This window comes from Arthrobacter sp. MMS18-M83, from assembly GCF_026683955.1.
Lineage (GTDB): Bacteria > Actinomycetota > Actinomycetes > Actinomycetales > Micrococcaceae > Arthrobacter.
In genome coordinates this window covers 1,801,738-1,815,652 of record NZ_CP113343.1, presented here as the reverse complement: position 1 = coordinate 1,815,652, position 13,915 = coordinate 1,801,738, and the positions used below count along the sequence as shown (strand labels likewise).

General features: G+C 61.5%; 12 protein-coding genes. 7 read left to right on the top strand and 5 right to left on the bottom strand.

The genetic code is table 11. The features are described 5' to 3' along the window. Nucleotides 1-43: 43 nt before the first annotated feature. From OW521_RS08570 to OW521_RS08560, 3 genes are all read left to right on the top strand, one after another. Nucleotides 44-661, top strand: coding sequence for a DUF1326 domain-containing protein (locus tag OW521_RS08570; protein WP_268024532.1), 618 nt, complete (start codon nucleotides 44-46; stop codon nucleotides 659-661). Continuing rightward, nucleotides 658-1,488, top strand: coding sequence for a DUF2182 domain-containing protein (locus OW521_RS08565; protein WP_268024530.1), 831 nt, complete (start codon nucleotides 658-660; stop codon nucleotides 1,486-1,488). The genes OW521_RS08570 and OW521_RS08565 overlap by 4 nt, the downstream gene beginning before the upstream one ends. 87 nt (nucleotides 1,489-1,575) lie before the next feature. Next, a complete protein-coding gene (locus tag OW521_RS08560) occupies nucleotides 1,576-2,985 on the top strand; it encodes an amino acid permease (protein ID WP_268024528.1) in 1,410 nt (469 codons plus the stop codon). 17 nt (nucleotides 2,986-3,002) lie between these two features. Here the strand turns inward: OW521_RS08560 and OW521_RS08555 are convergent, their stop codons facing one another. Beyond that, the gene (locus tag OW521_RS08555; protein ID WP_268024526.1) at nucleotides 3,003-4,334 is read right to left on the bottom strand and encodes a DUF2254 domain-containing protein; all 1,332 of its coding nucleotides are present in this window, start codon (nucleotides 4,332-4,334) and stop codon (nucleotides 3,003-3,005) included. 130 nt (nucleotides 4,335-4,464) lie between these two features. Here OW521_RS08555 and OW521_RS08550 point away from each other — a divergent pair, with 130 nt between their 5' ends. The 3 genes from OW521_RS08550 (at nucleotide 4,465) to OW521_RS08540 (ending at nucleotide 6,957) form a co-directional block, all read left to right on the top strand. Next, nucleotides 4,465-5,025 (top strand): YceI family protein, encoded by a 561-nt coding sequence (locus tag OW521_RS08550; RefSeq protein WP_268024524.1) that lies wholly within the window; start codon nucleotides 4,465-4,467, stop codon nucleotides 5,023-5,025. Between the two features lie 80 nt (nucleotides 5,026-5,105). Further along, nucleotides 5,106-5,921 carry a hypothetical protein gene (locus OW521_RS08545; RefSeq protein ID WP_268024523.1) on the top strand — a complete coding sequence of 272 codons (816 nt, stop codon included), beginning with the start codon at nucleotides 5,106-5,108 and terminating at the stop codon, nucleotides 5,919-5,921. A 100-nt stretch (nucleotides 5,922-6,021) separates the two neighbouring features. Next, nucleotides 6,022-6,957 carry a 2-hydroxyacid dehydrogenase gene (locus OW521_RS08540; RefSeq protein WP_268024521.1) on the top strand — a complete coding sequence of 312 codons (936 nt, stop codon included), beginning with the start codon at nucleotides 6,022-6,024 and terminating at the stop codon, nucleotides 6,955-6,957. 10 nt (nucleotides 6,958-6,967) lie between these two features. Here OW521_RS08540 and OW521_RS08535 read toward each other — a convergent pair whose 3' ends face one another. Then, nucleotides 6,968-7,450, bottom strand: a complete 483-nt coding sequence (locus OW521_RS08535) for an aldo/keto reductase (RefSeq protein ID WP_268024519.1) — start codon at nucleotides 7,448-7,450, stop codon at nucleotides 6,968-6,970. Nucleotides 7,451-7,538: 88 nt separating this feature from the next. Continuing rightward, nucleotides 7,539-8,243: a hypothetical protein gene (locus OW521_RS08530; RefSeq protein WP_268024517.1), complete on the bottom strand. Its 705-nt coding sequence runs from the start codon at nucleotides 8,241-8,243 to the stop codon at nucleotides 7,539-7,541. A gap of 459 nt (nucleotides 8,244-8,702) precedes the next feature. Here OW521_RS08530 and OW521_RS08525 point away from each other — a divergent pair, with 459 nt between their 5' ends. Continuing rightward, the gene (locus OW521_RS08525) at nucleotides 8,703-11,822 is read left to right on the top strand and encodes a DUF3427 domain-containing protein (RefSeq protein WP_442781267.1); all 3,120 of its coding nucleotides are present in this window, start codon (nucleotides 8,703-8,705) and stop codon (nucleotides 11,820-11,822) included. 225 nt (nucleotides 11,823-12,047) lie between these two features. Here the strand turns inward: OW521_RS08525 and OW521_RS08520 are convergent, their stop codons facing one another. Together OW521_RS08520 and OW521_RS08515 are read right to left on the bottom strand one after the other, a co-directional pair. Continuing rightward, nucleotides 12,048-12,656: a hypothetical protein gene (locus OW521_RS08520; RefSeq protein ID WP_268024515.1), complete on the bottom strand. Its 609-nt coding sequence runs from the start codon at nucleotides 12,654-12,656 to the stop codon at nucleotides 12,048-12,050. 5 nt (nucleotides 12,657-12,661) lie between these two features. Beyond that, nucleotides 12,662-13,885 carry a DUF262 domain-containing protein gene (locus tag OW521_RS08515; RefSeq protein ID WP_268024514.1) on the bottom strand — a complete coding sequence of 408 codons (1,224 nt, stop codon included), beginning with the start codon at nucleotides 13,883-13,885 and terminating at the stop codon, nucleotides 12,662-12,664. Nucleotides 13,886-13,915 lie beyond the last annotated feature (30 nt).

The following is a 13,915-nucleotide window of genomic DNA, read 5'->3' as shown; positions in this document are numbered from 1 at the left end:
GGGGAGCTCCGCTAGTCGAATGAACTAGCGAGGAGAGTCCTCAATGTCGTGGGAAATGTCCGGGAAATATGTAGCCAATTGTAGTTGCGCGTTGATCTGTCCGTGCCCGGTGGACGGTAGGCCCAACAGTACGAACGGCGAGTGCCGTGGCGTGGCTGTGTTCCATGTTGCGGCTGGGAAGCTCGATGACACCGATCTTTCGGGTGTCGACTTTGCCTTCGTCAACTTCTTCCCGTCGCACCTCACCGCGGGCGGCTGGAGGATCGGAGTCGTCCTCGATGAAGGAGCATCGGACGGGCAGGCGACCGCCCTCGAAAGCATTCTGCACGGCGAGGTTGGCGGCCCGTTCGGGGATCTGGCGGCTTTGTATGGCGAATGGTTGGGCGTCCAGAGAGCCAGTGTCACCTTCTCGGATGGCGATAACCCGTCCGGCAAAGTGGGAGACCGCGTGAACTTCACCCTTGAGACGCTGCCCGGACCGGGTGGCGGTGTCACCACTGTCAAGAACGCTATGTACGCCTTCGCTGCCGACTACATGATCGGGAAGGCGCCGGGGCACTCGGATCTCTTCGACCTGGACTTCGACGGGATCTATGGCGAGAGCGGGGAATTCACCTACGCAAGCGAGATGGCTGAAGGCGCCCCCAAGGGAAGGGCATGACGGCCGGGCACGTGCCGCGCAGAAGGTTGAACCCGGGAACTGTGGCGCGCTCCACCGCGCGCGCCACAGTTTTCCGCGTTGATCTGCGCGAGGCCGGTTTGGTCGCGGTTCTGCTCGTCCTCGCAGGGGTGAGCTGGATCGTTTCGGCCGTGCAAATGTCCGGGATGGACATGGGGCGTTGGACAGACCCGGGACCACTGGGCTTCTTCCTCACCACCTGGGTTGTGATGCTGGCGGCGATGATGTTTCCGTCGGTGGCTCCGATGGTGGTTGCCTACGCCCGGATCACCGAGCACCGCCGCGAAACCGGACGATACGCTCCGTCAGGGTCTACGGCCGTGTTCGTTGCCGGTTACCTGATTTCGTGGACAATCTTCGGCCTCGCCGCCTACGCGCTCTACACAGCGGTGGCGGCGCTGGTCCCTGGCTTGTTCTCGTCTGATCCTGGCGGTCGCTATCTGGCTGCGGGAGTGATCTTTGCCGCGGCGGTCTACCAGCTCACGCCGGCGAAGAACGTTTCCCTGATGAAATGCAGGACGCCCATGGACTTCATCCTGCACCGCATCCGCTACGGGCCCATTGGTGCGCTGCGCCTTGGACTCGAGCACGGCGCATGGTGCGTTGCCTGCTGCTGGGCGTTGATGGTGGCGCTCTTCGCGCTCGGCGTGATGAGCGTCGGGTGGATGGCCGTGGTCGGGGCGTTCATTGCGCTTGAGAAGATGCTCCCGTGGAAACGGCTCGCCAACCGTTCGGTTGCGGTGGCGCTAGGCCTGATTGCGGTGTTTGTCGCCTTTGCGCCGGGGATGGTCCCCGGGCTCGGGATGTAGTAGCGTCTCCCGCCCGCGCTCCTAGCAGCGGGCGGGAGGCATTCAGGGTGAGCCGGGAAGTCTGGTCGGCAGATCGATAGGTCTGTCATGGAACCGGAGAACCCCGTGAAAATTCAGCGCCGAGCGTCCATCAAAGGTGGTCTTGGCAGAGCATTGCGCTCGCGCACCGCGCTGCTGTTGGCGTTTGCTTTCGCGGTCATGGCGGACCCTGTCTCCTCTGTTGCGTACGCCATCGAAGCCGCTCTGCGCGCCCTGAACGGTGATTTGGCGTTGCTGGGCCCGACGATGGTCGTAGTGGTGGCCATCGTCGCCCTGGTCATCGTGAATTACCGGCAACTTATCGCCCGCTACCCGAGAGGCGGCGGGGCGTCCGCCGCCGTGGGTGAAGCCTTCGGAGACGGCTGGTCCTTCATCCCGATCGGGGCGCTGGTGGTGGATTTCGTGCTCACCATCGCGATCAGCGTCTCTGCTGGTTCCTCGGCAGTGATCGCCTATTTCCCGGCACTTGCCCCCTGGCGGTTGCTGCTCGGGCTGGGCTTGGTGGTCCTCGTCGGTGCTGCGAGCTGGTTCGGACACTTGGGCCGGTTGGTCTTCGCGGCGATGACTGTGGCCTTCATCGTCGTTTCCGCCGTCGTCCTTCTGGACGGTCTCGGCGCAGCGCCTCGACCGGTTGGCACGATCACCGGCGCTCCAGGGCATGCGCCGGTCCTTGCCGTGGCGCTTGCCTTCCCCGTCGCCATGGCCATGGCCACCGGCGTCGAAGCGGCGACCTCGGCGGTTGCCCAGCTCGGGCAGCTCGACAACGCCGGGAAGCGCCGCTTCGGGCAGCTCACCCTCTGGCTGACCCTCGCCGTCGTCGGGATCATAACTCTGGGCCTCGCCCTGGAGGCCACCCAACTCCAAGTAGGCATCCCTCCGGAAGACAGCACGCAGATCGCCGAACTCGCCCGCCTCGCTACCCCGGAGCCTGTGTTCGCCGCCTTCCAGCTCGTCACTGCCCTGCTGCTGCTCTCGGCGGCTTCCTCAGGCTTCCAGGCTGGACCTGGCCTACTCAAGGCTCTGGCACGCCACATCAACCGCAACGGGGAGACGGTCGGCATCCTTCCTCCTTCCCTGGGCCGCACCAACGCACACCACACGCCCTATTGGGGCGTCGCCCTGTTCATCGTCCTGGCCGGAGCCGTCACCGCCATCGCCGGAGGCAACGACCAGGTGCTTGTCCTCTTCTACGCCGTCTCGGTCTTCCTCAGCTTCCTCGCCGGCTTGGTCTCCATGGCACTCTTTGCCCGTAAGGACCGCCAACCGGGATTCCTCATCCTGAACACCGTCGGAGCCCTCGTCGTGGCCTTCACCCTCATTGCCAACCTCTCCCGCGGTTTCCCCATCGCCAGCCTCGCCGCTGCGCTCGCCATCGCAGGCCTCCTTTACTGGGCCTGGACCAAAGCAGGACGTCCCCGCGGCATCCGCAACGCAGCCGCGGAAGCGGAAATCGAATGACGCACCCACCGTATTAGCTAGGTGGTGCCACCGGGTCCGTCCGCGACGTCGAACGCCTTGAGTACCGCCGCCCCCTCCGCGAGAAGGGGTTCGCGATCGGCTGGCTGGGCCACGAGCCGGGCCACATCGCTGAGGAGGGTCTCGACGTATTGACGCACGACGGCGTGGTGGGCCGCGTCGCCGAACCACACGAGATCGCGGCACACACGCAGCAGTGCCCGGACCACGCGAGGCTCGTTCGCGCCGTACCGCCGCACCTGTCCGAGGGCCAGATCCACGAGATAGCCGAAATCCCGAGCCGGTAGGTGCAGCCTCACGGTGCCTTGCGCGTCCACCACGGCCTGCGGGCCGTGCTGTCGTAGTGAGAGGGCAGCGAGGATCGAGCCGAGATGGTCCACCGCTTGGTTCGCGGTGTAGGGGTCGTTGATGGCGGGCGAGAGCGCCTTGGACGCGACGTCGGCGAGTTGCCGGATCCCGAAGGCGACGTCCTGCTCAAGGGTCCGTTCGTAACCGATCCGAACGCTCTGAGCGAGCGCCCGGCGCAGTTCAGCGCCGGCGTCGGGGGCAAGGGGATGTTCGCCGTCGCCGGTGCCCTCCCAGACCCAGGCGAGCGGGGATCCGGCGATGACGTGCCGGCCGACCATGGGCACCATACGGGCAGTGAGGCCCTGGCTCGCGAGCACCCCGACGAACGCCTCGGCATGGAAGGCTTGAACATATCCTGACTGCGGTACCAGCAAGGCCGTGGCGCCGGGCGGTGGGTTTGGCATGCGAATAGCGGGATCGCCCGGGACGAACGACCTCTCGATCACCTTGAGCGTGGCCCTCTCGACGCCCTTCATGACTTGGTCCACTTGGATCGAATGCGACAGATGGTGGGCGAAGAAGACGAGCATGACCATGCTCACGAACAACAGCAGCAATGCGCCACTCACCGCGAGGCGGGGGTAGTTCTCGGTGCGCTGACCGGCTGCGATTCCCACTGTGTAGAGCCCTGCCGTGCTGTACGCGAACGTGGCAACGAACGCGCTGAGCGTCACTTGGTTGGGGATGTCGCGCAGGAAGTTCCGCAGCAGCCGAGGGCTGAACTGCGTCGACGCGAGCTGCAGGGCCACGACAGTGAGCCCGAGCACGACGGCGATGACCGTGACCATTGTGCTCGCGATCCCGATGAGCAGGTTCCGCGCGTCGTCGGACGTCCCTTGGAAGAGGAGGACGGCGAGGGGCGACTCCGGGCCGAGCTGTACCGCGGAGAGGCCCGCCCCCGCGATGATCGCGAGGACGACGGCGCACGTCGGCATCGCCCACAGGGCACTCGCCAGATACTCCCGAACGGCCTCACGCCTCACATGTGACACTCTCGGCCGACGGTCCCCGCCAGTCAAGGGGCCGCGCCGGGTTCCTTGACTTCATTGAGGAGCTCAATAAGGGTAGAAGGGATCGATCCAAGCGAAATTCTTTCGAATCAGGAGATCCACCATGACTCTTCCCTCAGGCCTGACTTCCGGCACTTGGTTGCTGGACATGTCCCACAGCGAGATTGGTTTCAGCGTGAGGCACGCGGGCATCAGCAAGGTCCGCGGCCGTTTCACCGAGGCTAGTGCCGAGGCCCGGGTGCGCGAGTCCTTGGCCGACGCGTCCCTCCACGCAACGGTCAAGACCGCGAGCTTCGACTCCGGCGATGCCAACCGAGACGGCCACGTCCGCGGCGCCGACTTTTTCGACGTCGAGGCGTTCCCGGAGATGACCTTCCGGGCCACCAGCGTGGAGGGCGACGGCGAGGACTACACGCTCACGGGCGATCTCACCATCCGCGGGATCACCAAGCCCGTGGAGCTGGAAGTGGAGTTCACCGGCGTCGCCGTTGATCCTTTCGGCGCCACCCGCGCCGGGTTCTCCGCCGAGACCGAGATCAGCCGCAAGGACTTTGGGCTGACCTGGAACGCAGCCCTGGAGACCGGCGGTTTCCTAGTGAGCGACAAGGTGAAAATCAACCTTGAGGCTGCTTTGGTCAAGCAAGGCGAGCCCGCGGCCGAGTAGCCGCGGGGCGCGGACTTCTTGGCGCCGGGGAGGGCGGTGCATTTCCGAGGGACGGGGAGGGCGGGCGTACCATGGGGCGCATGGCGCACTTTGGAATGAAGATGGCATGCACGTTCCTGGCCCTTCTTGGACTGTCGCTGGCGGGGATGGCTCCTGCAGCAGCGGCCCCGCCTCCCCGGACTCAGGGTTTGATCGGCAACGATGTTTCCTGGCCACAGTGCGGCAAAAGCCTCCCGGCGGGGCAAGCGTTTGCGATCGTGGGCGTTACCGGCGGCCTGGCCAATAACACCAACCCTTGCTTGGCTCAGCAACTGGCTTGGGCGGCTGGCTCAACGGGAGGAACAGCGCAGCCCAAGGTGGCCCTGTACGTGAACACCGCCAATCCGGGACTCGCAGGCTCGTGGTGGCCGTCGTCGAACACCTACGCCGGCACACAGATCGCCAATCCTTACGGGACGTGCGGCGGTGCGGTCGATCTTGCCTGCTCCTACATGTACGGCTACGCGAAGGCGTACGACGACGCCACCATCCGCGGCGTGAACAACCCCGGGAACTATTTCTGGTGGCTCGATGTGGAAACCGGCAACAGTTGGCAGACCACCACGGCACTGAACAGGGCCGACCTTGAAGGAATGGCCACCTACTTCAAGAGCATCACTTCCGGCGCTGCCGGCGCAGGTGTCGGGATCTATTCGACCGCAAGTCAGTGGGGAACCATCGCCGGAACCGTGCCCACCAGCAGTCCGCTGGCTGGGCCGCCGAGTTGGCTTCCCGGTGCCAATACCTTGCGCGGAGCGAAGTCCAATTGTTCTGTGCCTGGCCTTACGTCTGGAAGCCGGGTGTCTGTGACCCAGTACGTGTCCTCCGGACTCGACTACGACTATTCCTGCCCCTGAGTAACAACTCGAACAAGCGCTTCGCCGGAGCTAAGGGAGACGGGAAAAGAATGAGCGAAACCGCGCTGCGTCCTGTGAACATCAATCTGGTGATTTACCGGTGACGGTCCGGCTGAGGGTCTGCCTGCCCGATCGGAAACTTCTGGACGCCATGGGGCCTTCCGCCGACGTCGAGTTTGTGGTGTGGGACCTGGCTGGTCCCGCGCCGGCGGACCACTTCGACCTTCTGGTGCCGCCCTACATGGGCCGGCCAGATGCCCTCGCGGCACTGGATGGCGTGACGGTCCGCTTGGTGCAGAGCCAGTCGATCGGGTACGACGGCGTCGCTGACGTTTTGCCGTCGGGTTGCGTTTTCGCCAACGCGGCAGGAGTCCATGAGACGTCGACGGCGGAACTCGCCTTGGGAATGATGATCGCCAGCCAGCGCGGCATTCCGGACTTTGTGCGGAACCAAGCGACTGGTACGTGGGGTGCCGGGCAGCGCCCCAGTTTGGCGGACCGCCGTGTTCTCCTGGTGGGCTACGGGGGAGTGGGGAAGGCCATTGAAGCCAGGCTGTTGCCGTTCGAAACGCACGTGACGCGGATGGCCAGCCGCGAACGGGACGATGAACACGGCCGGATCCTCGGCATCGATGCGCTGTATGAGCAATTGCCGCTGCACGAGATCGTAGTGGTCAGCGTGCCGTTGTCCGAGCAGACCCGCGGGCTGGTGGATGACCGGTTCCTCGCGGCCATGCCGGACGGCGCGCTGTTGGTGAACGTGGCGCGGGGTCCTGTGGCGGACACGGAAGCCTTGCTACGGGAGACGTCGTCGGGACGGCTACGGGCTGCTTTGGATGTGACCGACCCGGAGCCGTTGCCCGCCGATCATCCTTTGTGGACGGCGCCTGGTGTGCTGATCACGCCCCATGTGGGCGGGGCGAGCTCGGCGATGTTCCCCCGGATGGTCCGGCTCATCAAGAAGCAGATTTCGTTGCTGCAAGCCGGCGAGGCGCCGGTGAACGTGGTGCTCGGTAAAGAAGCGGTTGCTGGCTAGGGGCCCGGACTTAGCCGTCGATGCTGCCCATGTTGGGGTAGCGGTCTCCGGCAGCTGACCCTGCCGGGACGAGTTCATCGAGGCGCTTGAGGTCCTCTTCGGAGAGTTCGACGGCGATGGCCTCCAGGTTCTCTGCCAGGCGTTCGCGCTTCTTGGTGCCGGGGATCGGGACGATGTGCTCGCCCTGTGCCAGCAGCCAGGCGAGTGCCAGCTGCCCCGGGGTGCATCCCTTCTGGTCTGCGAGTTCCTTCACCCGGTCCACCAGCTCGAGGTTGCGTTTGAAGTTGTCGCCTTGGAACCTAGGGGAGTGCCGTCGGTAGTCGTTCTCGGCGAAGTCCGCCTCGCTGCGCAGCTGTCCGGTTAGGAACCCGCGCCCGAGAGGGCTGTACGGAACGAATCCGATGCCCAGCTCAGCCAGGACCGGGAAGACCTTCGTTTCGGGCTCCCGTTCCCACAGGGAGTACTCGGTCTGCACAGCGGTGCGGAGGGGCACGACAGCGGGTGGGCAGGGGCCCCGGTTTTGTGCGCAGACAGCCGGATTGGATGACGCCTACGACTTGAATGCGCCAAACCAGGTGCGCTCAAACTTGTTCTCGAGTAGCGGGTCGAATCCCATCTTCAAGGACTTGGGGTGCGGCTTGGATGGGTCCTGAGAGTCGTCCATAGTGAGATGTCTCGGGAAGGAGGGGAATACTCAGGCCTGACGCAAGGATATGGGCGTTGACGTAGTCAATATGGCGGACCCACGAACCGCCTTTTCGGCCGGTTCCAGAAATTGTTTTGTAGACGCTTTGCCCCGGAAAAATCCATTCACGCTTTCCGTCAAGAATCTCTTCGAGAACCGTCATCAGGGGCATCCGGGTGGCGCGGATACAGCTCGAGGCAGCATCCAGGCGACCTATCGTTCCCGAAACCTCGATGACCGGGGTGGTGCGAGGCTGGTTGGGATCCCAGGGCGAGAGCGCCGTGTACGGCTTGGAGAATGACCGAACACGAACGAAAGCGCCGCGATTCGTAAAAACCTGATGTTGCGTTTCGGGGGATAGCTTGGCTGAGTCTGTGATGAGCCAAATGACTTCGTGACCCAATGACATTCGATGCTCAGTCCGAGCGCGCATGTCCGTGTCCCATCGCTGAATCTCTATGGCAACGGAGCGATTGGTCTTCACATTCAGAATGAGTAGGTCCGCATTGGACTCATAGTCCTCCACTGTGACCTGAAGCTGAGCCCGTCGACGGACCTGCTTGGCTATTTCCGACTGATACCAGAGGTGCTCAGCGGACATTGGACCACCACCCCTTGTGGAATGGTCCGCTCTACGGGAAGTGAAGTGGCGACAATCAACGGATCCTGGCGCATTTCGAAAATGGCGCGTGCCCTGCCTGTCAACCGCGACAAGTTTCACTTCGCAATCAATTACAGGGCACTTGAGTAATGGCTCCGTGCTGCGGATGAAAAGCCAGTCGGTATTCCGATGCACATTTAGGATCCTGCCAGTCGGTTCCGACCACAGAACCGCGTCTTGCTTGGATCCTGGAACCACATTCTCCAAGTGTTCCTGTTGCATGATTTGCCCCCAGCATGCTGAATAAATGAAACGATACCTTTCAGTCTGAGACTAGGGCTGACCCGTGACAATAAATGTGTGGCAGGTGGGCTGGCAACAACTTCTTTGGACCAAAGTCCTCCAAACCAATACCCTGGCAAAGTGACTACATTCGATGGGGGATTGGCAGCAGAGCCGCTGCATCAAGGACTGTATGAGCTAATCAAGACCGACGCGCTCGATGCGCGCCTGAGAGCAGCACCGGAGTTCCATGCCGCCTTTGAGCAGATAGGTGAGGACGAAGCGCCGGATATCCTCTGCCGTCACGTCGCCGACGTCGTGCGCGTCGCCCTCACAAACGCCATGCCAGACGAAAGGGTCGCCCTGGCCAACCGACTCCTACGGGAACTCAAACACGGTGACACCATCACAGACGGACCCACCCAGCTCCGTTCCCTCCATCCGCCGGACACCCTCAAACGCCGCAACCTTCGCCGTCCGACGACCAAGCTCAGTGACTCCGCTCTCCTTACCAATTGCAAGGACGACCCGAACCTGGCGGGTGAATTACGAGCTGAAATCGAATCAGCCGACACCGTGGATCTCCTGTGCGCCTTCATCCGATGGACCGGCCTGCGCCTTCTTGAGCCCGCCCTCGAACAACTGAGAGACCGCGGTGTCAGGTTCCGCGTCATCACCACTACGTACATGGGGGCCACTGAACGCCGCGCCATCGACGAACTCGTCAGGCGATACGGCGCCGAGGTGAAAATCAGTTACGAAACCCAATCCACCCGGCTGCACGCTAAGGCTTGGCTTCTCCGCCGGAACTCCGGCTTCCATACCGCCTACGTCGGCAGCTCAAACCTGAGTAGAGCGGCGCTTTTGGACGGACTGGAATGGAACGTCCGGCTCAGCGCAGTCTCAACGCCGGAACTTCTCAAGAAGTTCGAGGTCACCTTCGACAGTTACTGGGAACAGCGTGCCTTTCAAAGCTACGACCCGGACCGCGACGCAGAGAAGCTCGATACCGCTCTCGCCCGAAACGGTGGCCGGCTCACTGCGGCCCCGGACGCTGCAACAGGACTAGAAGTTCAACCCTTCCTCCACCAGGTGGAGATGCTGGAGGATCTGGAAGCCGAGCGGGACAAGGGTTACCACCGGAATTTGCTTGTTGCGGCCACTGGCACCGGCAAGACGGTGATCGCGGCCCTGGACTACAAGCGGCTTTGCGACTCAACCGGACGGGACCTCACCTTGCTTTTCGTCGCGCACCGACAGGAGATCCTCAAGCAGTCCCTGCGCACCTACCGCGACGTGATGCAAAAGGGTTCTTTCGGCGAACTGCTCGTCGGCGATCACAAGCCCAACGACTGGAAACATGTCTTCGCCAGCGTCCAGTCACTAGCCGCGCTCGGCGTCGATAAGGTAGCGCCCGATGACTTTGACGTCGTCGTCATTGACGAGTTTCACCATGCGCACGCGCCAACTTACCGCAGACTTATTGACCACCTCCAACCGCAGGAGTTGCTCGGTCTAACCGCGACGCCGGAACGCGGGGACGGCGTCGACGTCGCCAAGCAGTTCTTCGACGGCCGGAGGGCCAGCGAACTGCGGCTTTGGGACGCGTTGGATGCGGATCTGCTGGTTCCTTTCCATTACTTTGGCGTTTCGGACGACGTAGACCTCAGCCGCCTGGAATGGAAGCGCGGCAGTTACGACGTCACGCAGCTTGATGCCTTGTACACGGGCAATGAGGCTCGCGCGGGCAAGGTGATCCGCGAGCTGCGGGACAAGGTCACGAGCACGAACGACATGCGTGCTATCGGCTTCTGCGTCTCGGTCCAGCACGCCCACTACATGGCGGAGGTCTTCAACCGCGCAGGCATCGCCTCCGTTGCCGTTTCAGGACAAACCGACGACGACGAACGTGCCCTTGCGCTGCAGCGGTTGCGGGACCGCACGGTCAACTGCATCTTCGCGGTGGACCTGTTCAATGAGGGCCTTGACCTGCCCGAGGTGGATACGATTCTGCTGCTTCGGCCTACTCAGAGTGCCACGATCTTCTTGCAGCAGCTAGGCCGCGGGCTGCGACGCTCAGAGGATAAGGCGGTCCTGACGGTCCTGGACTTCATTGGCCAGCAGCGTCGTGAGTTCCGCTTTGACTTGAGGTATCGCGCACTGACCGGCTACGGCCGTAAAGAGCTGGAGAAGGCCGTGGAAGACGAGTTCCCATATCTGCCGTCCGGATCTCAGATCGTCTTGGACCGGGTGGCGCAGGGTGTGGTTCTAGAGAACATCAAGGCCCAGCTGCGCTTCAACCGCTCTGACCTTGTCAGGGACATTGCTTCCTACGGAGAGCTCGAGTTGGAGACATACCTTCAAAGGTCAGGCAATGAGCTTAAGAGGGTTTACCGCTCGACGAAGGACTCTTGGACTGGCTACCTCAGACAAGCTCAGCTGATTGAGGGATTCTCCCCGCTTGAGTCGGCGCTGAGAGGCAAGACCCACGAGCTGTCCAGTGACGAGGAGAAGAAGCTCCTTAGTCGGATGGTGCGCCTGCTCCATGTGGACGATCCTGAGCGAGCTGAGGCCTACTCGATGCTCGTTGGCTCGGACGCGCCCCGCTACTCGGAGCTCGGCGCACGGAAGCAAACCTTCGCAAGGATGCTCTTCTACACCCTGTGGGACGACGCCGGCGGTTTTGAGACGTATGACGACGGCCTGGACTGCCTGCGCCGTTACGAGTTTGTCTGCAGTGAGATCCGTCAGCTTGTGAAGCTTGGAGTTGCCCGCTCCAAACATGCGGCAAAGGGACTGGGTGCGGGTCTGCAACACATTCCACTGCTGACCCATGCCACGTACCGGCGTGAAGAAGTGCTGGCAGCGCTGCAATTTGGGTCATTGGATCTGGGCAAGAACGTACAGCACCGCGAGGGCGTCGCCTGGTGCCCGGCCACGTCAACGGATGCATTCTTCGTGACGCTCAACAAGGACGAGAAGAACCATTCAGCGACCACCATGTACAAGGACTACGCCATCAGCCCTGAACTGTTTCATTGGGAGTCGCAGAACGCGACGTCGCCCGCCAGCCCAACCGGAAGGCGCTACCTGAACCGATCCAGCCATGGATCAAACATTGTCCTGTTCACGCGTGACACAGCCGAGGATGAGACGGGCCTAACCGTTCCGTACACCTGCATTGGTCAAGTGGACTACGTCCAGCATTCCCGGGAGAAGCCGATCGCGATCACCTGGAAGCTACACCGATCGATGCCGGGGGACGTATTCGCTGCTGCGGCTGCGGTGGCCCAATGAGGTCCCCGGTTGCCGAGCCGGTAACCCGTCATGATCGGGAGGTCGGGCCCCTCACCGCTAGAGGGCAGGATTCTGGAATCCGCGAGATTCCCGGGGTCTCCTTGCCGTGAGCAGTCTGACCTTGGCTGCGTTCCTCACCACTCCCGCGAAATTCAGGGCCAGTCAACGACATCCGAGGGGGCAGGAGCGTGGCGCAGCTTCGGGTAGCCAAACACCATGTCCTGCTCAACCCTTAACGAGATCCTCGACCCTTGTATCGAAGACGAGCAACAACTCCAGTATCTTTGAGAACCGAGTCCATTCCTCCTTGGGCTCGGTCAAGCGTTTAGCGCGATTCACCGGTCCGTGTGCAGCCGGGTTGCGATCCTGCGAAAGTTCTTTGAGCAAGTCGAATAATTGCTCTGGGATATCCCCTGGCCTAAAGCCAAGCGGGTAGGCGAGCGCCTTAAAATCTTTGTCGTCGATTCCGTGACTCTTAGCGGCGCTGGTTACGTATGACCTGCGTATCTCGGAAAACCGCTCCCTGTGGAGTTGCACGTCCGCTAAGTCGAAAGGATGTGGTTCGGAGGATTTGCGGATGATGGCCCACATGACAATACCTCGACCGGCCGTTGTCGGCTGATTCTTGTCCAGTCGGTCGAATGCCTCATTCGCAGCCTTCTTGCATCGCTCTTCTACGTATGCTTCCAGTTCGGCACTTGCCAAGAGGACGAATGCCACCGCCTTCCTGTGATCATTGGACTCGTAGTCAGAAATGTCGTGGCGTTCAACGATAAAGCATGCCTTTAGGTCACCAATCTTCTGTTGAAGACTGGCATATAGCGAGGATGGCATCAGGCTTACTTCGCCTTCATGGCCAGAATGACAGCCCGAGACGTAATGTCCAGGGTCCTACCCGTGATGGCTTCCACCTGCTCACCGAATTTCTGGATTCGCCCAGCGGTAGCCTTTATGGTCTTCGTGCTTGCCTTGAGTGCCGCCTGGAAGTCCGGATCGTTCACGCACAGATCCTTGTACGCCCCCTCAATTGCCGATGCGTGGTGCTCAACCACGCTGTCGTCCAGCTGCGAATCCGAGAGCACTGCCGTCATGACATCGAATACGGCTATGTTGAACCGTCGGTTATACGCGTCGTCCTCGAACCGCAGAAATGCGTTGCTACCAAAGATCGTGAAGGTCCTTTGTATGGCCAATTCACATGCAACGGCAAGCTCCTCCAGATACCATTCCCCTTCTTTCTCCAAAGCGGTCTGGCCGATTTCGCACGCTGCATCCAGGAATTGCCGCAAGTTTCCGGAGTAATCTTCGAGGGATTCCTTGAAGGCGATGAAACGGAGAAGCATCTCCGCATCTCGCATCCGAAAATCTTCAGACTTGATCCTGCGGGCCTGGTGAATCAGACCGCTTTGAGCGGACCGTGTATTGATCCACCGAGTGAAGTCGTTAGGATAGAGGGCTTGGCGTAGTTCCTGCGGCGACAGCGAAAGACTGCCTTGATTCAGTCGCACAAAGATGTTGTAGAGAACCGCAGGACTTCCCCAATTGCGAATCACGATTGTCCTGATTGGTTGCGCGAGGAAGCCATCTGCGTACTCGGAATACATTGGAGACTCTTGCAAGTTCTCGTAAGACATGTTGCTGAGTTCCGGCACGAACTGCAACCCTTTGAGCTTGAATGACTTGAAGTGTTCGTCGGGAGCGGCGAACTGCTTCATCGTTACGAGTCTTTGTTTCCCGTCCAATACAATGAATCGCCCTTTCGCCGTTGGATCCTCAGCCAGAACAATCTGGGGAACGGGCAATCCGAGAAGTAGAGACTCAATGTAGAGACTCTTTCGGTCGCTGGACCAAGCATCGCGTCGCTGAAAGCTGGGGTTGATATCAAAGGTTTTGCCGATGCGCTCGAGCAGAGACTGCACGCTCCAGTCAAGAGTGTAAGAAACAAGTCCCGATAATGTCTCGGCGCTTAGTTCCGCAGGTAACGCGGAATCAATGGATTCGTCGATATCGTCGGGGGCTTCATCAACGGCCAGAGCAGTTCGGTCGTCCTCATACGTCGTCATCCCGCAAGTCTAGGCAGAAGAACTCTCAAC